Source organism: Thaumasiovibrio subtropicus, assembly GCF_019703835.1.
GTDB classification, from domain to species: Bacteria; Pseudomonadota; Gammaproteobacteria; order Enterobacterales; family Vibrionaceae; genus Thaumasiovibrio; species Thaumasiovibrio subtropicus.
Genome location: NZ_AP023054.1, coordinates 3,210,334 through 3,229,683, shown reverse-complemented (window position 1 = coordinate 3,229,683; position 19,350 = coordinate 3,210,334). Strand labels below are relative to the sequence as shown.

The window sequence follows — 19,350 nt, the reverse complement described above, 5'->3', positions numbered from 1 at the left end:
AAGAAGGTGCCTTTTTTCTATCATTTTATTGCCGTTTTGCTGTTTATTTTGCAGCAACAAGGCCTGCGTTGATATCTACGATATCTTGCTCACTCAAGGTGCCTACAGCTTGTTTCAGGCGCAGAGTACTAAGGATATAGTCGTAACGCGCATTTGACAGACTGCGGTTAGCATCGAAGAGGCGACGTGTTGAATCGAGTACATCGACAATGGTTCGGGTACCAACATCAAAACCCGCTTCCGTTGCTTCGAGTGCTGAGCGCGCTGAAATCACGGTTTGCTCGTAAGCACGTAAACTACCAATGCTCGCATTGATGGTGTTGTAGTAAGCACGTACATCGCGCACGACGCCGCGGTAATCTTCTTCCAGCGCTTGGCTTGCGGCGACATAGCCGTATTGTGCCTGCTTCACTTGCGATGTGATGTTACCACCAGTATAGAGTGGCATGCTGAGGTTAATGCCCGCTTTCAGGTCGTTATAATCGCTGTCACTGTTCATCGGAGAAGAGTTCTTCACGTTGATATCGACCATGTCGTAACCCGCACTGAAGCTCACTGTTGGTAGACGAGAGCTTTGAGCCAGTTCGATTCGCTCGCGAGCAACATCTTGGGTGATACGTGCAGCCAGTAAGGCTAAGTTTTGTTGCTGCGCGGTTTCAAGCAGGGCGTCGACATTGCGATCAGGACGGCTCGCACTGAAACGCGTCGTGTCGAGCACATCAAGTGAGGTATGCTCTTGTCCCGTAATTTCACGCAGACCTTCATAGCTGTTGATTAGCTCGTTTTCCGCGACGATTTCACTCGCCAGCACGGCATCATATTGTGCTCGCGCATCATGCACATCGGTAATCGCTGACAGGCCAACTTCGAAGCGTTGCTGCGTCTGCTCTAACTGACGACCTACCGCGGCTTTTTCTGCGCGAACGAACTCCAGGTTGTCGATAGCACGTAGCACTTCGAAGTAAGCAACAGAAACGCGGAGAATCAACCCTTGCTGGGTAGCAGCGTAAGCGGCATCGGCTTTACGGGCATCCATTTCTGAAATGTCGAGGTTGATCCAGCTATCGCGGCTAAAGATTTGCTGAGTTAGGCCAATGCCAGCTGACAGCACATCATTTTCATTCGCATCACGGTTGCTGCGAGTAATGTTATAGCCCGCGTTTAAATTAACTTGCGGTAAAAGGCTGGCGCGAGAACTATTGATTGCTTCAAACGCTGAATCCTTGCTGGCAGCCGCTGAGAGGAGTTGGGGATCATTCTGTTTGGCTTGCTGGTAAATTGTTGCGATATCGTCAGCAAACGCAAAGTGACTCACACCACCCAGAGTGATACTGATGACGAGTGGCAATAATTTCTTCATGGATACAGTCCTTGATGAATATTAGCAATGAATGGTTTAGTGTACAGCATAATCGCTTTTGTGGAACGGATCATTACGTAACTTTACGCCGGTAAGTTGCTGTTAAGCTTGGGTTGCAAAGGTTACGTAATTGGACGCGTTTAATGCCGCTAGCGATATTTATATTTTTGTCTCGAATTGACCAATTAATACGATATATGTGCAAAGGTCGCTATCTTATGCAACGTAAACCTTAACAGAAAATGATCAATGCGTGCCATTTTTCCCTGTAAGAATGTTTATAAATTCAGCAAGTAAGTGTTCTATTACTAATAATGAAGGCAGAGAGGGTGAGCAAAGGTCATGATTTCCGGCCATTTTTGTTAGGCTTCACACTATAATTTAAATTTTATGACATTTGTTGAAGGCTCGGGATATGTTACTCTTTGAGCTTCACACATTCGCATTCAGGAAGAAGCCCTTATGACACAAGAGTACGATAAGCACGATGTGGCGTTGTTGGAAAAAGAGACGGTTTTTCAGGGCTTTTTCCGGATGGTGAAGTATCGCCTCAAGCACAAGCTTTTTGCGGGTGGTTGGAGTGAGGAAATGGATCGTGAGGTCTTCGAACGAGGCCATGCTGTCGCATTGCTGCCCTATGACCCACAGCGAGATCAGGTTGTCATGGTCGAGCAATTCCGCGTTGGGGCCTATATCGCTGGCTGCGCCCCATGGCAGATGGAGATTGTCGCAGGCATTATCGAAGACGGTGAAACACCGCATGACGTTGCGTTGCGAGAAGCGGAAGAAGAAGCTGGACTGAAAGTGCATGCACTCCACGATGTCACGCGATATTTGTCGAGTTCTGGCGGGTGCACCGAGTGTTTGAATATTGTTGTCGGTGAAGTCGACAGTAAGAATGCGGGTGGAATCCACGGCTTAGCAGAGGAACATGAAGATATTCGCGTGCATGTTGTTCCGCGATCGACAGCCTATGAGTGGGTTGATAGTGGGAAAATTGAAAACGCAGCCTCTATTATTGCTCTGCAGTGGCTACAGTTAAACTATCAAAAACTGCAGCGTTAGGCTGAGCAAAAAAAGTAAGGATCGAACGTGAATCGCAATTATGTCGTCGACTTTCCAGCAATCATGAGAACCTACGAAACTAACTATGCTAAGTTGGTGTCTCTATTGCCACGTGGCGAGCAGGAGCGATGCTGCTATGAAGTCTGTGGGGAAGACTACATGCTGACGATTCTCGAGCAGACCCGCTATACCACGCTGATAGAGATAGAGCAGCTCTCTCCACTTGCGAATCAACCGGCAACCAAGTTGACGGTGCGTCTATACCACGATGCAAGGGTGGCAGAAGTGTGTGCTACCCAACAGACAACGAGGCTCAAGCCCCGTTATGATTACCCCAATAAAGGGATGCACCAAAAAGACGAAAAGCATCAAGTAAATCAGTTTCTTAATGACTGGCTGGTGCACTGCCTGAGACACGGCACAAATAAATCATCAATGTGTAAGTTAAATTAATAACAAGGTTTTACGCGTTTTGCAGACATTTTCTCTGCCCTTAAAGGACTCCGACAGTGCAGTTTTACTGCAACTCACTGATACGCACCTTCACAGTACTGATGAAGGCAGCTTGTTGGGTGTACAGACCAATCAGAGCTTTAGAGCCGTATTAGATGAAATTGATGCCAAGGCGTCACATTTCGACGCACTTCTGGCGACTGGGGACATCTCTCAAGATCACAGTGCAGCATCCTATCAGCACTTCGTTGCGGGTATTTCCCGCTGGACGACACCTTGCTTTTGGTTGCCCGGTAACCATGACTTTAAACCGAACATGTATTCGGTCTATCCGACACCGGCCATTGATCCCAGCCAACAAGTGTTAGTGGGTGAGCATTGGCAACTTGTCTTACTCGATAGCCAAGTGAAAGGGGTGCCGCATGGTGAGCTAAGCGAAGCGCAGTTGGAACATCTGCGCAACGCGTTGCGTGCTCATCCGAATCGTCATGCGCTGGTGTTATTGCATCATCATCCACTAGAAGCTGGCAGCGCTTGGTTGGACCATCATCGTCTCCATAACGCTGAGGCGTTTTGGGATGTGATTAGTGAATTTCCGACAGTGAAAGGGGTGCTGTTTGGCCATATCCATCAAGAGATGGATCGTTTACACAATGGTGTACGCATCATGGCAACGCCTTCCACCTGCTTTCAGTTTAAGCCCGACTCTAATGACTTTGGACTTGATAATCAGACGCCGGGTTGGCGTTGGTTAACACTGAAGGCGAATGGTGACATAGAGACCAAAGTTGAACGCTTGCCCGGCAAGGATTACTTACCAGACTTTAATAGCGCAGGTTACTGATGACGCCTTTACTCCTTTATATCCACGGTTTTAACAGCTCGCCATTATCGCAGAAAGCGCAAATCATGATGCAATACTGCCGCGAGCATCGCCCGGATATTCGCTTGGAGGTACCGCAACTGCCCAGTTACCCACAGGCGGCAGCGCATTATTTAGATGAAGTGGTGAAACCACTCCTTAGTCGCCATAAGGTCGGTTTGGTAGGTAGTTCTCTTGGTGGTTACCTGTCAACCTGGTTAAATGACAGATATGGCATTCCGGCAGTATTAGTGAATCCAGCGGTAAAGCCCTACGAGTTACTGGTCGACTATCTCGGCGAGCAAACTAACCCTTATACACAAGAAGTGTATACCTTGGTAGAAGCGCATATGGACGAATTGAAAGCGCTGGATGTGGATGTGCTAAAGCACCCGGATCAACTATGGTTATTGCAGCAGGAAGGCGATGAGGTGCTTGACTACCGTCAAGCGGTTGAAAAGTATGCTGCGTGTCGACAAAACGTGGAGCCAGAGGGTAATCACAGTTTTGTTGACTTTGAGCGCTATCCTGCCGAGATCATTCAATTTCTTGGCTTGTAACATCATACCTTTACGATAAGTTGTGATTGTACAATCTATCGCCTTCTTAGAGTCTGCTGACTTTAATCCCCACTAGCAGCAGGGGAAGACGGGTCACAAATGTGACTGACTTTTCGTGGCTCCTGCTTGACAACCAAGCGGGCGTTACTGACTATTGTGAAAATTTTTTACGACGTATCCCTGATATGACAGAGCAAACTTATAACGCGGGTGCCATTGAGGTTCTCAATGGACTGGAGCCCGTGAAGCGCCGTCCAGGTATGTATACCGACACTACGCGCCCCAACCACCTTGGCCAAGAAGTCATCGATAACAGTGTCGATGAAGCTTTGGCTGGCCATGCCCGCAAAGTTGAAGTGATTCTTCACGCCGACCAATCGCTTGAAGTCATTGATGATGGCCGAGGGATGCCCGTCGATATTCACCCTGTAGAAGGTGTATCTGGTGTTGAACTTATCCTGTGCAAATTGCATGCGGGTGGTAAATTCTCTAACAAAAACTACCAGTTTTCTGGTGGTCTTCACGGGGTGGGTATTTCGGTCGTTAATGCCCTTTCAAGCCGTGTTGAAGTGACCGTTAAACGTGATGGTCAGGTCTATCAAATCGCCTTCGAACACGGTGATAAAGTCTCCGAGCTTGAAGTGATTGGTACTTGCGGCAAGCGCGCTAAAGGGACCCGTGTTCATTTTTGGCCAACACCGGACTACTTTGATAGTCCAAAATTTTCCGTCTCGCGCCTAAAGAGTGTTTTGAAGGCAAAAGCGGTGCTATGTCCGGGCTTGGAAATTGTTTTCACTGATAAGGTCAATAACGAAGAGCACCGTTGGCACTATGAAGATGGCCTTAATGACTACCTGGCAGACAGTGTAAAAGAGTATCCGTTGCTCCCAGAGCGGCCATTTACAGGCAAGTTCACTGGCTCAACAGAAGCTGCTGATTGGGCCGTGATTTGGTTACCTGAAGGCGGCGAGCTGATTAATGAAAGCTACGTGAACCTGATCCCAACTGCACAGGGCGGTACCCATGTGAATGGACTTCGTCAAGGTCTGCTTGATGCGATGAAAGAGTTCTGTGAGTTCCGCAACTTATTACCGCGAGGCGTTAAGCTGACCGCCGATGATATCTGGGATCGCTGCGCCTACGTGTTATCGATCAAGATGCAAGATCCACAATTTGCGGGCCAAACTAAAGAGCGACTCTCTTCACGTCAGAGTGCTGCATTTGTTTCGGGTGTCGTAAAAGATGCCTTTAGCCTCTGGTTGAATGAGCAACCACAGATAGCTGAGCAACTCGCTGAGCTGTGTATTGCCAACGCCCACCGCCGTATGCGTGCTGCGAAAAAGGTTGTGCGCAAGAAAGTGGCCTCAGGGCCAGCCTTACCCGGTAAGTTGACCGACTGTTCAATGCAGGACTTAAGCCGAACCGAACTCTTCTTGGTCGAGGGTGACTCGGCGGGTGGTAGTGCGAAACAGGCGCGCGACCGTGAGTTCCAAGCCATTATGCCGCTACGCGGTAAGATTCTGAATACGTGGGAAGTGTCTGCGGATCAGGTCTTGGCATCACAAGAAGTGCATGACATCTCTGTTGCGCTGGGCATTGACCCCGATTCTGATGACTTGAGTGGCTTGCGCTACGGTAAAATCTGTATTCTTGCCGATGCGGATTCGGATGGATTACATATCGCCACCCTGCTTTGTGCGCTGTTCTTCAAACATTTTAAGGCGATGGTGAGAGCGGGGCATGTCTTTGTTGCGATGCCGCCACTTTATCGAATTGACTGTGGTAAAGAGGTTTACTATGCCCTCGATGATCAAGAAAAAGAGGGGATTTTAGACCGATTAAGCCAAAAACGCGCCAAGATCAACGTGCAGCGATTTAAAGGATTGGGTGAAATGAACCCGCTACAGCTGCGCGAAACCACCATGGATCCGAACACCCGCCGTTTGGTGCAGTTAACGCTGGATGAAGATGAGCAGGATGAGAAGGTGATGGATATGTTGCTCGGTAAGAAACGAGCAGAAGATCGTCGCGGTTGGTTACAAGAAAAAGGCGATCTCGCCGAAGTATAATGATTTTTCCGCCAGTGAGAGCTGGCGGTTTTCAGTTTTAACGGATGTCACATCATGACTGATATTTCGATGGATGGCGTTGAACAGCTGCCGATTGGTCGCTTTTCTGAAGATGCCTACCTCAATTACTCCATGTACGTAATCATGGATCGTGCGCTGCCGTTTATCGGTGACGGATTGAAGCCAGTACAGCGTCGTATTATCTATGCGATGTCAGAGCTAGGGCTCTCTGCGACGGCAAAGTATAAGAAATCTGCTCGTACCGTCGGTGACGTGTTGGGTAAGTATCACCCTCACGGTGATTCCGCCTGTTACGAAGCGATGGTCCTAATGGCGCAACCATTCTCTTACCGTTATCCATTGGTCGATGGGCAAGGTAACTGGGGTGCGCCAGATGATCCGAAATCTTTCGCTGCGATGCGTTACACCGAGTCACGTTTATCTCGCTTCTCAGAAGTATTATTGAGTGAACTGGGTCAAGGCACGGTGGATTGGGTGCCAAACTTCGACGGTACCATGAAAGAGCCGAAGATGTTGCCCGCGCGTCTGCCACACATTCTGCTGAATGGCGTGACAGGGATTGCCGTCGGTATGGCCACAGACATTCCACCGCATAATGCCCGTGAAGTGGCCAATGCACTGGTCCATCTGATTGATAATCCAAAATCAGATCTAGAGACCTTGATGGAGTATGTCAAAGGGCCTGATTATCCGACGGAAGCGGAAATCATCTCATCAAGCGCTGACATCAAAAAGATGTATCGCACCGGTAAAGGTAGCGTGAAGATGCGCGCGGTGTGGACGAAAGAGAATGGTGATATCGTGATCACCGCGCTACCACATCAAGTATCTGGTGCGAAATTGCTTGAGCAGATTGCCAACCAAATGCGCAACAAAAAGTTGCCAATGGTGGATGATCTACGTGATGAATCTGATCATGAAAATCCGACCCGTATTGTGATTGTACCGCGCTCTAACCGCGTTGATTGTGAACAGCTAATGAATCACCTGTTTGCATCAACCGATCTAGAGAAGAGCTACCGCGTCAACCTCAATATGCTGGGCCTTGATGGCCGCCCGCAGGTGAAAGGGTTAGAAACGGTTCTACGTGAATGGCTGGTGTTCCGTCGCGAAACTGTGCGCAAGCGTTTGCAGCACCGCCTAGATAAAGTCTTGGCCCGTCTGCACATCTTAGAAGGTCTCTTGGCGGCTTATCTCAACATTGACGAAGTGATTGAGATCATCCGAACAGAAGATAATCCAAAAGCCGAATTGATGTCGCGCTTTGATCTGAGCGAGAAGCAAGCTGAAGCGATCTTAGAGATTAAACTGCGTCAACTTGCCAAGCTTGAAGAGATCAAGATCCGCGGTGAGCAAGATGAGTTAAACAAAGAGCGTGAGAAACTAGAGCAACTGCTGGGTTCTGAGCGCCGTATGAATACCTTATTGAAGAAAGAGATCGCGGCGGATGCAGAGAAGTACGGCGACGATCGCCGTTCTCCAATGGTTGAGCGTGCTGAAGCGAAAGCGCTATCTGAGCGTGAGCTAGTGCCGAGTGAACCAATCACTGTTGTGCTGTCAGACAAAGGTTGGGTGCGCCATGCCAAAGGTCATGATGTCGACCCGAGTGGCATGAACTTCAAAGCGGGTGATGCATATTTAGCGCACGCGCGGGGTAAGAGTAATCAACCCGCTATCTTCCTGGGTAGTGATGGCCGCTCCTATGCGCTCGAATCGCACACCTTACCTTCAGCGCGCAGTCAAGGTGAGCCGATCACTGGCCGCTTGAACCTGACGCCGGGCAGTGCGGTGCGACAAGTCTTGATGTCTGATGAGGATAATCTTTGGTTAATGGCTTCCGATGCTGGTTACGGCTTTATTTGTAAATCGAGTGATATGATCTCGAAGAACAAAAGCGGTAAAGCGTTGTTAACCTTGCCCGAGAACGCCGAGGTGATGTCGCCGCAAACCATTAACGATCTTGAGAACGACCAGATCGTCGCGATCACCAATGAAGGGCGGATGTTGATCTTTAAGGTCAAAGATCTGCCTCAATTAGGTAAGGGTAAAGGAAACAAGATTATCAATATTGCAGCAGCGCGTGCGAAAACACGCGAAGAACTGTTGGCACATTTGATTATTTTACCACAAGGCGCATCGTTAACCCTGCAAGCGGGCAAGCGTAAACTGGGGTTGAAACCCGCGGATCTTGAGAATTTCCACGGCGATCGTGGTCGTCGAGGCGCGATGTTACCGCGTGGGTTACAACGCGTGACAGGGATAGAGATCGTGGTGCCCGAAGCGGAATAACGACTCAGTGTTGATACTAAAAGCCCTCACCCTGAGGGCTTTTATTTGTTAAGGGGTGAAAAAGGGTGTTTTTTCATCTTCAGTCTGTATACTAGCGTACACTTGTACGCTGAAAGGATGTAGGAATGATTTTTGTACTGCGCTTGCTGGCAACCGCTATCTTTGCCGTAGTGATGTTTGTTTTTGGCTGTAGTTGGTGCTTGCTAAGTCCGCGCAATCCAAAACATGTGAAGACCTTTGGACGCATGTTCAGCAAGATGTCTCGCATCTATGGCATTAAGCTGGAAGTTCGCTATCCAGAGCAGCAAGAGGGCTTGCCGCCGAGTGTATATATTGCCAATCACCAGAGTAACTGGGATTTATGGACAGTGTCAGGGGCAGTGATGCCTCGTACGGTCACCGTCGGTAAAAAGAGCCTGCTTTGGTTACCTCTTTTTGGGCAACTGTATTGGATTACCGGTAATATTTTGATTGATCGTAAGAACCGCTCGAAAGCCGTGGGGACGATTGGTCAGGTTGTCGAGAAAATTAAACAGAACAAGGTATCGGTGTGGATGTTCCCTGAAGGGACACGATCACGCGGCCGTGGCTTGTTACCTTTCAAAACTGGCGCGTTTCATGCGGCGATTGGTGCTGATGTCCCTGTAACGCCGATTGTTTGTAGTTCGACGGGCCATTTAAATCTGAATCGCTGGGACAACGGCCATATCATTGTTGAAGTGATGCCTCCCGTCTCAGTAGAAGGATACGGTAAAGATCAAGTTCGTCAGCTTGCGGAAGATTGCCGCAACCTCATGGTGGATAAGCTGGCTGAGTTAGACGAAGAAGTGTCACGCCGTAATGGGGCCGGAAAAGTGGGACACTCCTCCGCTGCCTAGATGAACGGCAAGGTCATGGGAAACCTTTGCTGAACTGATTACTATTGCAGTTGGTCAATAAGCTATGATAAAAGGGCACGCTTCGGCGTGCCCTTGCTGTTTTTGGGTGCCATATCACGTGATAACGAGGGCTTGATGTCAACAGAGCAAGTAGTACTGGTTAACCATGACGGTGAGCCGATAGGGCTAAAAGAGAAGATGCAGGCGCACCTTGATGGTGACCTCCATTTAGCGTTTTCTGTCTTACTCTATCGTCACAACAGCAAAGGCGATCGCGAATATTTACTGCATCAACGGGCGATGAACAAGTACCATAGTGGCGGCTTGTGGACGAACACGTGTTGCTCCCACCCACGCACAGGTGAAACCCTTATAGATGCGGGTGCACGTCGTTTACATGAGGAGATGGGGATTCATTATGAAGGTGAACTGCATGATGTTGGCGACTTCGTCTATCGTGCCGATTTGGATAATGCCCTTGTCGAGCATGAGTTGGACCATGTGCTGATTGGTTCAGTCGATCATCTTGAGTTTACCGTAAATCCTGAAGAAGTCATGGCGACGGCGTGGGTGAGTGCAGCGAGCTTGCATACAGCCTTGGCGACGACGCCAGAGCGATACACCGCTTGGTTTCCCACCGTGGTTGCAATTGCTGAGTGCGCATTAAATACGAAAAGTCATTGAGTCTGTGGCGTTATTACTCACGTGTAAAAAAACGGCACCTCGAAGGCGCCGTTGCGGTTAAAGTTGACTGGACTAAATACGATATTGGCCCATCACGCCTTTGCTTTCGATCATCCGCTCTGTAATGTCGCCGAAGAGATCAGCTTGGTCTGCCGGAATGCTGTAGAACTTACCATCATTGACTTTATCGAAGTCGACAGAGAAATGCGTGAATGCATCACCGAACTGATAGCGAACCTGCATCACTTGTTGATCGAGGTTGTAGGCAAGTGAATACAAGGTCGCATAACCCATCATTTCGCCGTTAACGGGGCGGTTAGCCGCATCAAGGGGGATCTTGTAGGTCACACTGTCTATTTTGGCGAGGCCATTGGTGTAGCTACTTGGCTCAACCAACTGGTCTTTCATGTATTTGTTCCAAATGAAACGTTGTGATGAAATGATGTTGCCCGGCACGGGGAAGTTGCCATCTATCTCACTAGCATCGCTTGGCTTCGCCGCTTCCCAGTTAGCAAGATGTTCAGCATAGCTTGGGCTGTTCGTCATCACATCATACTGTTTACCATGATAGATCTGCCATTGGCCATCAATGAACTCAAGGACGGCTGAGTCACCAGTCGCATCTTGAAGAGAGTAATGGCCTTTCATCGCCATACCATTGTGTTCAAACTGCTGAATTTGCAGTGTCTCAATGTTTTTTAAGGCTTCTTCGACGGTCGCAAAGCTATCAAGCAAGTAGGCAACGAAGCGGGCGTTTTGAATTTGTTGGCGAGTTTCATCAAATTTGCCCGGAGATTCTTCATCTAAAAACAGAGCATTAGCAGAGAACCCCGCTTCGTTGAAGCCATCTACCAAACCAATACCATAAAGTGTAAGGCCGACAGAGGCATACTTAGACTCCCAAGTTAGCGCATGGTCGGATTCGAAACCGCGATAGCGAATGCCTGCTGGTCGCACATCAACGGTTGGTTGATTCTCTTCCATCCAGTCCATGGTGCGGCCCACAAAGACGCCATGATCGTCTGTTTCCCAAAGCACGCGAGTACATGCTGACGCGGTGACTGATGCCATGGCTGCGGCTACCGATGCAGCCAGTACGATTTTTTTAGTAAGTGCTTTCATAATGTGAATCCTGTTTTGTCATTGGATGTGGCCATTTTACGAAAGTGATTCAGCAAGTAATCTCAGTTTTGTTAGAATATTTGCAACAAACGGAGGAAGGTATGGCAAGAGCGAGTATTGAACAACTGACAGCTTTTGTGGCTGTGGCTGAACAGGGCTCCTTTAGTGCTGCGGCGAGAAAGTTGGGTAAAGACAGGGCGACACTACACCATCAAGTGACCAATTTAGAGATAGACTGGGATCTTGAACTGTTTGAAAGAGCTGGGAAAAAGCCGAAGTTAACTACCGAAGGCGAGCCACTGTTACGTCAAGCGAAGCACATTCTTTACCAACTCGATGCGCTTGAACTTGCGTGCGATAGCCTCTCGCAGGGAGAGGTGGCGGAAGTGACGGTATGCCATGACGTCGCGTTGCCTTGTGATGCGATAGCGTCGTTTGATAGTGGGATGCGACGAGCCTTTCCACACACGCGCATTCATTGGCTGCAACGCGACAGAGACCCCGCAATCGATGCCTTGTTGAGGTCGCAAGCTGATTTTGCGATCACCTTAAACAGTGGTGCGATAACACCAAAAGCCGGTCTGCGGTTTCACAATTTAGGGTATCCAAAATTTGGTTTCTACGTGCATCGAAATCATACCTTAGCGCAGCGAAAAGACTTGAGTATCCGTGATCTTGAACAATGCCGTCAGTTGGTGGCTGAAGACTTGATGAATACCGCTTTGAAAGCGCAGATGGTGGTGGCCTCGAACGCAGTGAAAGTGAGTAACATCGATGTGTTATTGCGTATGCTGCAAGACGATGGCTTCGCTATTTTGCCGGAACACGTCCTGACATCTTCGTTTTATGCTGACCAGTTCTGCCAGCTCGACCTTGCTTTTATGACGAAAGAAGGCAGGGCCGGGTATGTGTTGTTGAGTCGCTCGGAACTGGATAATAGCCCTGTACATCACGCATTGATCACGGAAATTACGGCGTGGTTCAAAGCATTACCATAAAGAAAAAGGCCAGTCTGTGACTGGCCTTTTGCTCATTCAAATCGTGAAGAAATTCGCGAGTATTGCCGATTACTTACGAACGGCAATGGCTTCAATTTCGATGCCAACATCTTTTGGTAGGCGGGCAACTTCAACGCAAGAACGTGCAGGATAAGGTGCATTGTGCTCATCAAAGAACTGACCGTAAATTTCGTTAACAGCGGCGAAATCGTTGAGATCTTTCACGAAAACAGTCATTTTCACGATGTCTTTTACAGTGAGGCCAGATGACTCAACCACCGCTTTGACGTTTTCGAGAGATTGACGCGCTTGCGCGGTAATTTCAGCAGGTACTTCACCCGTTTCTGGGTTCACTGGGATCTGGCCTGAAGTTAATACCATGTTACCCAGGTCAACGCCCTGTACGTATGGACCGATAGCCGCAGGCGCTTGTTCAGTGTGTAGTACTTGAGTCATGTGATGTCCTATATATTGAGTGTCATTTGAGGCAGTTAGTGTGCATCTTCACGTGCAACAGGTCAAAGGAAATACTGCGGGGTGAGATCTCAACGAGGGATCAGTTCCTGAAAGTAAAATCCCGGATGCGAGTCGGTTAAATGATCCGCTTTATAATGTTTATGAACGATGTCGTCTTTTTCAAATGCGACAGGATGGCTAAAGTTCGGACCGTCAAAAACGAAGGTGTGAAACTCGCCATTTTCTCCACATGGATCAACGGCTTTCGGTAGATCTGCGATGAACTCGGCATTGAGTTCTCGACCCACGAAGGATTGATCTAACTTGCTACCATCAATGGCCACGACGACGGCACGAAAGCCAAGAGAGAGCAGTTCATCGAGCAGTTCGCGTGTGTCGCGCTTCCATAGCGGAAAGTGGGCTTGAATACCGACAGGCGCAAGTTGCGCTTCGCGATGGCTGCGAAGATCTTCTAGGAAAATATCGCCAAAAATGGTGTGTTCCCAGCCTTTTGCTTTAATTTCGCCGATCTCTTTCTTCATGATGGTGTCATATTCTTCCATCGTAACCGTTTCTGGTAACCAGATTTTGTGAAGCGGCAATCCAAGCGCATCGGCTTGTTTATCAAGGAGCTCAACACGAAGACCATGCATCGAGACGCGACGGTGGGTCTCGTTAACAGTGGTCAATAGGGTGTGAATTTCAAAGCGCGGGTCTTGCTGCGCGTGGTAGAGTGCCATGGCGCTGTCTTTACCACTACTCCAGTTAAAATAGGCATTTAGGATTGACATACAGGCTTCCTAGCAGAGTTGATATGCCGTCATAGTAGGGGAAAAAGCGGCAATAAAAAAGCGCAGCGAGGAGCAGCGCTTCGACAATCTCGCATCTAGTGTAGGGCAGTATTATGATGATCACGCCGCAGCTACTTTTGAGTCTCTTTTATCGCTCAGGAACAGAGCGGCACAATGTGATTGGCCATTCGTTAACTTGGGTTAAGGAGAATGCACCCCGTTACCTCCGCTGAGGCATCATTTCTGCTCGCTTCATTAGCCTAAAGTGAAAATTTTGCTTGTCTCATTTTTGATTATTTGAGGGTTGAGACACGAATAAAATGTGATCTTAAGCATCATTGCATAAAAAAATGAGCATTGTCTGCATTCTCAAATATACCTTAAAAGAATATTGAATTGTCTTGTTTGTTGGTCAATTTTGATTGTGAGTGCCTATTAAATAAGGTGGACACAAATGGAAGGATTGACTTACAGACAAGCATCTCGCTTTCTCGATATGGCAACGATGGGATTGAGGGATGGTGATGTCGAGGCGTTTTTAGCGATAGATGATCGCGATACTTGGGTGACACAACAGTTAGCTGAAGGCTTTGCGAATCATGAAGAACGACTAGCGTATCAACGTTTAGAGATTGGCGGTGACGCGACGCAAGCCATGCGAGTAGGGGCGTGGTTCGATATTGCTCTTTGGACGGGTGCCCAGCTCCGTCAGCGAGTTGCATTTGCGCTGAGCCAGATCTTGGTTGTCAGCGACCGTGACGGCCAACTCGCGCCTCACCCCGTTGCGCTAGCGCATTACTACGATATGTTGACAACCCATGCCTTCAGTGACTACAAAACCTTGCTCTACCACGTCACCCGTTCGCCTGTCATGGGGCATTTCCTTACCATGGTCGGCAACCTGCCGAAGTCTCAAAGTGGTGTTGATCCTGACCAAAACTATGCCCGTGAGGTAATGCAGCTCTTCACCATTGGGCTAGAAGAGCTCAATATGGACGGGACTCTCAAGCTTGATGGCGAGGGGAACCCCATCCCGACGTATGACGATGAAACCATTCGCAATGTGGCGCGAATCTTTACGGGCTGGTTCGTGGACAGTAGTGGCGCCAATGGCACCATGTATGACCCTATGGTGGCATTTGATGATTCCCACGATATGGATGAGAAAACCGTCTTCGGCGTGACCTTTCCCGCGGGTGTCGGCGCTGAACAAGAACTGGATGCGTTTCTCGATTTATTGGTCGATCATCCTAATACCGCGCCTTATATCAGTACGTTGTTGATCAAACGGCTGGTAACCTCAAACCCTCGTCCTGAGTATGTGGCGCGGGTGGCAAATGTGTTTGTTAGCAGTGGTGGCAATCTAGGCGAAGTGATTAAAGCAATCTTGACCGACAGTGAGGTCCTCAAAGAGGGGGATCTGCATGTGGCGAAAGTACGCGAACCTATCTTGGCAATGACACATTTCTACCGTGCGACGGACGCGAGGCCGAAAGGAGGCAGCACCACGGTTCGCAATCCTATGGATTATCAAAACACCTTTGGACAATATCCGTTAGGCGCCCCGTCTGTATTCAATTTCTTTTCACCGAACAGCCGACCTTCGGGGCCTCTTCGCGACAACAACCTGACAGCGCCTGAGTTGAGTCTTATCGATTGGAACCAAGTGATACGGATGGGCAATGTGCTCTATAAAACTGTATTGCAATACGGGCAAGATAGAAACAAAACCGATCTAGCCACGGAGATGTACACCTTTCCAGATGATCTCGAAGCTGCTGCTAACGCGGGGGATGTGGAGACCATGTTGACCATTATCACCCGTCGATTTTTGAACGGCGTACTCACGCCAGAAATCGAAGCCCATTTACGCAGCATTTACGATGTACACGGCACTAAACGTTATGCAGTGCCGAAAATGGTGTTCTTTGCCGCTATTTCGCCCAATTTCATGGTACAGGAGTAGAGATGATGAAACTCACTCGTCGACATTTTCTTAAAGGATCCGCTGCGGTTTCGGGTACGACATTGATGCCTCTGTCATTGACACTACCAGGTACGGCACATGCCGCAGGAAACGACTATAAGGCATTGATCTGTTTGTTTCTCTATGGCGGCAATGACTCTTTCAATATGGTGGTACCCGCAGACGCGGCTAATCATACAAACTACTTAGCGGCACGCCCTGACATTGGTTTGCAACTGAATGAAATGGCGGATATGGCTGGCTTTACTGATGAGGCTGGGCAGCAAGTACGTTTAAATGGCCAGATGCCGAATTTGGCGCAATTAATGTTAGAAGGGGCAGCAACAACCATTGTTAACGTTGGCACCATGTTAGAGCCAACCACCAAAGCCAATTACAGCCAAGTTCGAAAGCCTGCCAACTTAGGGGCACATAACAAACAGCAGTTGGCTTGGCAGCGCAGTTGGAATATCAGTGAGTACAACCCCTTTGGCTGGGCGGGGATGATGATGGATATTCTAGCGAGCCCCTCTTTGATCGCTGAGAACATGGAAATCTCGGGCGGTGAGCTATTGGATGGCCAGCAAGCTATCCCGGTAGAAGTCGAATCAAACGGCGTTGCGGCGATGGACGCTTTGGGTCACTCGAATATTGTTAAGGAGAACTTCTCCTCGCTGGTGGATAACCCTTATGGTTCGCTGTTTTCTCAGGCTTATACTGCACGCTTGCAAGGTGTTCGTGATTTCCAAGAGCAATTAGATGCGGTGTTTGCGGCAAATCCGGAAGATGAATCGATCAACCCAAGTTATCTCGGACGTCAACTACGTATGGTTAAACGCCTCATGCAGTCCAGTGAAGCGTTAGGGCATCAACGTCAGGTGTTTTTTGTTTCAACTGGCGGGTTTGATAACCATCGTAACCAGCGAGGTCGCCATGATGGACTGCTCGCAGACATTGACCAAGTGGTAACGCAGTTTTATCGCGCGCTGGAGGCCGAAGGGTTAAGTGATAAAGCGGTGCTCTTCTCGATGTCTGACTTTGGTCGCACGATCGAAAATAACAGTAATGCCGGCACTGACCATGGCTGGGGAAGTAATCAGATTGTGGTGGGTGGGGCAGTGCAAGGAGGCAAAGCCTACGGACGTTACCCGAGTTTTGTACGTGATGGCGTTGATGCGATTGGCAACAAGTTTATCCCGTCGACGTCCTCTGAGCAGATGGCTGCGACGTTATGTCAGTGGTTTGGGCTCAGTGAATCGAGTATTGATTATATCTTTCCGAGCTTAAGGCCAACGAACACGAACGCTTTCTCTAGTCGTTACCTTGGTTTTCTTGGCAATGTGACTACGCCGCCGCCTGTTGTTGATCCTGCGGTGCTTGTGCCAGCCGCGGTGGTGGCGAGTGTCGAGAATGCCAATGGGACGGGGGCCGCCATCAATGCGATTGATGGAAATCCAGAGACTCGGTGGTCGGCGAAAGGGATTGGAGTGACCTATACACTCACGCTTTCATCTCCTGCGACGATCAGCTTATTGCGTTATAAGCAAGTGAAGGGGGATGTGCGCAGTTATATGTTTGATATCCAAACGTCTACCGATGGCGTGACCTTTACGACTATCGCCAGCGTTACGACCCCTGGCAACAGTGCCGATTGGTTAGAGGCGCCTTTGACTGGGGATGATATCACCGCCGTGCGATTAGTCTGTAATGGGAACAACGATCCTGTTGATACCTCGTTGCGAGGATGGAATAACTTCATTGAGTTAGAAGTATGGGGTGTTTAACCAACGGGTATCGCTTTCTTGCCACCGAGCCTGTCGTATCGTGATAAAGCAGGATACGGATAGCTTATCTTGCTGGTTTAGGGGGGAGAAATAAGCAAATTATGCGTTGTATAGCAGGAAAGTAATCGATGAAATTGGTGATTTCACTGTGGAGTTGAAGGTTTTCAAATTTCATGAAAATACCTTTAAGGCATCTTGCTGTCGGCGAAGTCATGCACCAAAGTTAATAGGCTTATGAGCGAAAGCGATACACTTCTTTCTTAGGTTCCTTCCTAACGCCAAGCGGCGTTGTGCCAATGTAACCTAGCCCCCGATGTTGCATGGGATTTGCCAGTCTGAGCGGGCTGGCTTTTTTTTGCGTGGTATCAAATTGCCAACAAAAAACGCGCCGTATGGCGCGTTTTAGTGACAGATAACTTATCTGCTTAGTGTTCTGTCACAATTTCGCGCGAGAACACTTTTTCACAGTAGTGACATTTCAGTTGTACATCGTCTTGGTGTTGAAGGATGCGGAACTGGCTATCAACGGGCTCATCATGGGTAATACAGTTGCTGTTTGGGCAAGAGAACACTTTGGTGATTCGCTCGGGTAGCGAGAGTGTGAGCTTTTTCACCACTTCGTAGTTTTCAATTTGATTGACTGTGGCATTCGGTGCGTACAGCGCTAACTGATTGGCTTGCTCTTCAGAAACAAAGACGTTCTCAATCTTGATGAGGTCTTTGTGGCCCAAGGCAGAAGATGGCAGGTTTAAGCCAATGGTGACGCGCTTTTCACTGCTGCTAATATCAAATAAGTTCAGCACTTTGATACCCACGTTAGCAGGAACATGGTCGATCACAGTACCGTTTTTAATCGCTTCGACCTGAAGTTGATTTTCTTTCACCATGATAGTCTCTCCTGCTTAAAGTGTTTCGTTAAGAACCAGTGCCAACAAGGCTTGGCGGGCATAGACACCATTCTCCGCTTGTTGGAAATAGTAAGCGTGAGGTGTGGTATCAACATCGACAGTAATTTCATCGACACGCGGAAGCGGGTGTAGCACTTTCATATTGTCACGCGCGCCATCAAGGGTAGCGGCACTGAGAATGAAGGCTGATTTCATGTGGGCATATTCCGATGCGTCGAAACGCTCTTTTTGTACACGCGTCATATAAAGTACGTCGACTTCAGGAATTACCTCTTCAATATTATCGTGCAGGCTGTACTGGATGCCTGCCGCGTCAAGCTCTTCCAAAATGTAGTCAGGCATTGCTAAAACTTGTGGTGCGATGAAGTAAAAACGGACGTTGTTAAATTTAGAAAGCGCTTGCGTCAGAGAGTGCACCGTACGGCCATATTTCAAGTCGCCCACCATGGCAATATTGAGATTATCGAGTTTGCCTTGTGTTTCAGCGATGGTGTAAAGATCTAGCAGAGTCTGCGTTGGGTGCTGGTTAGCACCATCGCCGCCATTGATGACGGGTTTGCCATTGGAAAACTCAGTCGCTAAACGTGCTGCTCCCTCTTTCGGGTGGCGCATGAAGAAGGCATCGACATAGCTAGAGATAACGCGGACCGAATCGGCGAGGGTTTCCCCTTTTTTGCCTGAAGAGGTGTTGCCACCATCCGGAAAACCGATGACTCGTCCTCCAAGACGCTGTACTGCTGTTTCGAAAGAGAGGCGCGTACGGGTTGATGCCTCAAAAAAACAGCTCGCAATGACTTTGTTTTTGAGTAATTCAGGTTGTGGGTTCGCTTTAAGCTGAGCTGCGGTGTCTACGATGAGTTCTAGCTCTTCGCGGCTAAGCTCAGGGATAGAAATAATGTGCTTCTGATACAGCGAATTCGCCATGGCTACGCTTCCCTATTCAGTGATCAAATTAAAAATTTTGGTCAAAAAAAAGCCTCCTATAAAAGGAGGCTTTCTTGACTAATTCTGGAGCGAAACAACGTGTGATCCTGCCTCTGTAAGGCGTGTTGAGAACAGCGCTGAGCGAGTCTGACAGGACATT

The 19,350-nt window shown here is 48.6% G+C and carries 17 protein-coding genes; 11 read left to right on the top strand and 6 right to left on the bottom strand.

Translation table 11 applies throughout. The features are described 5' to 3' along the window. Positions 1–43 precede the first annotated feature (43 nt). Complete coding sequence (tolC, locus tag TSUB_RS14345) at positions 44–1,360, bottom strand: outer membrane channel protein TolC (protein WP_087018874.1); 1,317 nt, start codon at positions 1,358–1,360, stop codon at positions 44–46. A gap of 462 nt (positions 1,361–1,822) precedes the next feature. Between tolC and nudF the strand changes: the two genes are divergently transcribed. The 8 genes from nudF to idi all read left to right on the top strand — a co-directional run bounded on the left by nudF (position 1,823) and on the right by idi (position 10,241). Further along, a complete protein-coding gene (nudF, locus tag TSUB_RS14340; RefSeq protein ID WP_087018872.1) occupies positions 1,823–2,425 on the top strand; it encodes an ADP-ribose diphosphatase in 603 nt (200 codons plus the stop codon). Positions 2,426–2,488: 63 nt separating this feature from the next. Beyond that, entirely contained in the window at positions 2,489–2,878 is a 390-nt protein-coding gene (locus TSUB_RS14335; RefSeq protein WP_087018928.1) for a DUF1249 domain-containing protein, read from the top strand. A gap of 19 nt (positions 2,879–2,897) precedes the next feature. Then, entirely contained in the window at positions 2,898–3,722 is an 825-nt protein-coding gene (cpdA, locus tag TSUB_RS14330; protein ID WP_087018870.1) for a 3',5'-cyclic-AMP phosphodiesterase, read from the top strand. Further along, positions 3,722–4,300, top strand: coding sequence for an esterase YqiA (gene yqiA / locus TSUB_RS14325; protein WP_087018868.1), 579 nt, complete (start codon positions 3,722–3,724; stop codon positions 4,298–4,300). The genes cpdA and yqiA overlap by 1 nt, the downstream gene beginning before the upstream one ends. 185 nt (positions 4,301–4,485) lie before the next feature. Further along, positions 4,486–6,369 (top strand): DNA topoisomerase IV subunit B, encoded by a 1,884-nt coding sequence (parE, locus tag TSUB_RS14320; RefSeq protein ID WP_087018926.1) that lies wholly within the window; start codon positions 4,486–4,488, stop codon positions 6,367–6,369. 54 nt (positions 6,370–6,423) lie between these two features. Beyond that, positions 6,424–8,679, top strand: coding sequence for a DNA topoisomerase IV subunit A (gene parC, locus TSUB_RS14315; protein WP_159064862.1), 2,256 nt, complete (start codon positions 6,424–6,426; stop codon positions 8,677–8,679). A gap of 125 nt (positions 8,680–8,804) precedes the next feature. Next, on the top strand, positions 8,805–9,557 hold the full coding sequence (locus TSUB_RS14310) for a 1-acylglycerol-3-phosphate O-acyltransferase (RefSeq protein ID WP_087018864.1): 753 nt from the start codon (positions 8,805–8,807) through the stop codon (positions 9,555–9,557). 135 nt (positions 9,558–9,692) lie between these two features. Continuing rightward, positions 9,693–10,241 (top strand): isopentenyl-diphosphate Delta-isomerase, encoded by a 549-nt coding sequence (idi, locus tag TSUB_RS14305; protein ID WP_087018862.1) that lies wholly within the window; start codon positions 9,693–9,695, stop codon positions 10,239–10,241. Positions 10,242–10,313: 72 nt separating this feature from the next. On the opposite strand, the gene TSUB_RS14300 is transcribed toward idi, so the two are convergent. Beyond that, on the bottom strand, positions 10,314–11,363 hold the full coding sequence (locus TSUB_RS14300; RefSeq protein ID WP_087018860.1) for a linear amide C-N hydrolase: 1,050 nt from the start codon (positions 11,361–11,363) through the stop codon (positions 10,314–10,316). Between the two features lie 101 nt (positions 11,364–11,464). On the opposite strand from TSUB_RS14300, the gene TSUB_RS14295 reads away from it, so the two are divergent. After that, on the top strand, positions 11,465–12,361 hold the full coding sequence (locus tag TSUB_RS14295) for a LysR family transcriptional regulator (protein ID WP_087018858.1): 897 nt from the start codon (positions 11,465–11,467) through the stop codon (positions 12,359–12,361). 69 nt (positions 12,362–12,430) lie between these two features. Here the strand turns inward: TSUB_RS14295 and TSUB_RS14290 are convergent, their stop codons facing one another. Continuing rightward, positions 12,431–12,817, bottom strand: coding sequence for a RidA family protein (locus tag TSUB_RS14290; protein ID WP_087018856.1), 387 nt, complete (start codon positions 12,815–12,817; stop codon positions 12,431–12,433). 89 nt (positions 12,818–12,906) lie between these two features. Then, complete coding sequence (locus TSUB_RS14285; RefSeq protein WP_087018854.1) at positions 12,907–13,608, bottom strand: Dph6-related ATP pyrophosphatase; 702 nt, start codon at positions 13,606–13,608, stop codon at positions 12,907–12,909. 454 nt (positions 13,609–14,062) lie between these two features. On the opposite strand from TSUB_RS14285, the gene TSUB_RS14280 reads away from it, so the two are divergent. After that, entirely contained in the window at positions 14,063–15,574 is a 1,512-nt protein-coding gene (locus tag TSUB_RS14280) for a DUF1800 domain-containing protein (protein WP_087018852.1), read from the top strand. Between the two features lie 2 nt (positions 15,575–15,576). Further along, complete coding sequence (locus TSUB_RS14275; RefSeq protein ID WP_246616375.1) at positions 15,577–17,358, top strand: DUF1501 domain-containing protein; 1,782 nt, start codon at positions 15,577–15,579, stop codon at positions 17,356–17,358. 425 nt (positions 17,359–17,783) lie between these two features. Here TSUB_RS14275 and pyrI read toward each other — a convergent pair whose 3' ends face one another. Continuing rightward, entirely contained in the window at positions 17,784–18,245 is a 462-nt protein-coding gene (gene pyrI, locus TSUB_RS14270; protein ID WP_087018850.1) for an aspartate carbamoyltransferase regulatory subunit, read from the bottom strand. A gap of 15 nt (positions 18,246–18,260) precedes the next feature. Beyond that, a complete protein-coding gene (gene pyrB / locus TSUB_RS14265; protein ID WP_087018847.1) occupies positions 18,261–19,190 on the bottom strand; it encodes an aspartate carbamoyltransferase in 930 nt (309 codons plus the stop codon). Positions 19,191–19,350: the final 160 nt, after the last annotated feature.

Bases quoted from the DNA above. Each gene is read 5' to 3' on its own strand.
- tolC (WP_087018874.1), bottom strand. From the start codon at position 1,360: ATGAAGAAATTATTGCCACTCGTCATCAGTATCACTCTGGGTGGTGTG.
- nudF (WP_087018872.1), top strand. From the start codon at position 1,823: ATGACACAAGAGTACGATAAGCACGATGTGGCGTTGTTGGAAAAAGAG.
- TSUB_RS14335 (WP_087018928.1), top strand. From the start codon at position 2,489: ATGAGAACCTACGAAACTAACTATGCTAAGTTGGTGTCTCTATTGCCA.
- yqiA (WP_087018868.1), top strand. From the start codon at position 3,722: ATGACGCCTTTACTCCTTTATATCCACGGTTTTAACAGCTCGCCATTA.
- parE (WP_087018926.1), top strand. From the start codon at position 4,486: ATGACAGAGCAAACTTATAACGCGGGTGCCATTGAGGTTCTCAATGGA.
- parC (WP_159064862.1), top strand. From the start codon at position 6,424: ATGACTGATATTTCGATGGATGGCGTTGAACAGCTGCCGATTGGTCGC.
- TSUB_RS14310 (WP_087018864.1), top strand. From the start codon at position 8,805: ATGATTTTTGTACTGCGCTTGCTGGCAACCGCTATCTTTGCCGTAGTG.
- idi (WP_087018862.1), top strand. From the start codon at position 9,693: ATGTCAACAGAGCAAGTAGTACTGGTTAACCATGACGGTGAGCCGATA.
- TSUB_RS14300 (WP_087018860.1), bottom strand. From the start codon at position 11,363: ATGAAAGCACTTACTAAAAAAATCGTACTGGCTGCATCGGTAGCCGCA.
- TSUB_RS14295 (WP_087018858.1), top strand. From the start codon at position 11,465: ATGGCAAGAGCGAGTATTGAACAACTGACAGCTTTTGTGGCTGTGGCT.
- TSUB_RS14290 (WP_087018856.1), bottom strand. From the start codon at position 12,817: ATGACTCAAGTACTACACACTGAACAAGCGCCTGCGGCTATCGGTCCA.
- TSUB_RS14285 (WP_087018854.1), bottom strand. From the start codon at position 13,608: ATGTCAATCCTAAATGCCTATTTTAACTGGAGTAGTGGTAAAGACAGC.
- TSUB_RS14280 (WP_087018852.1), top strand. From the start codon at position 14,063: ATGGAAGGATTGACTTACAGACAAGCATCTCGCTTTCTCGATATGGCA.
- TSUB_RS14275 (WP_246616375.1), top strand. From the start codon at position 15,577: ATGATGAAACTCACTCGTCGACATTTTCTTAAAGGATCCGCTGCGGTT.
- pyrI (WP_087018850.1), bottom strand. From the start codon at position 18,245: ATGGTGAAAGAAAATCAACTTCAGGTCGAAGCGATTAAAAACGGTACT.
- pyrB (WP_087018847.1), bottom strand. From the start codon at position 19,190: ATGGCGAATTCGCTGTATCAGAAGCACATTATTTCTATCCCTGAGCTT.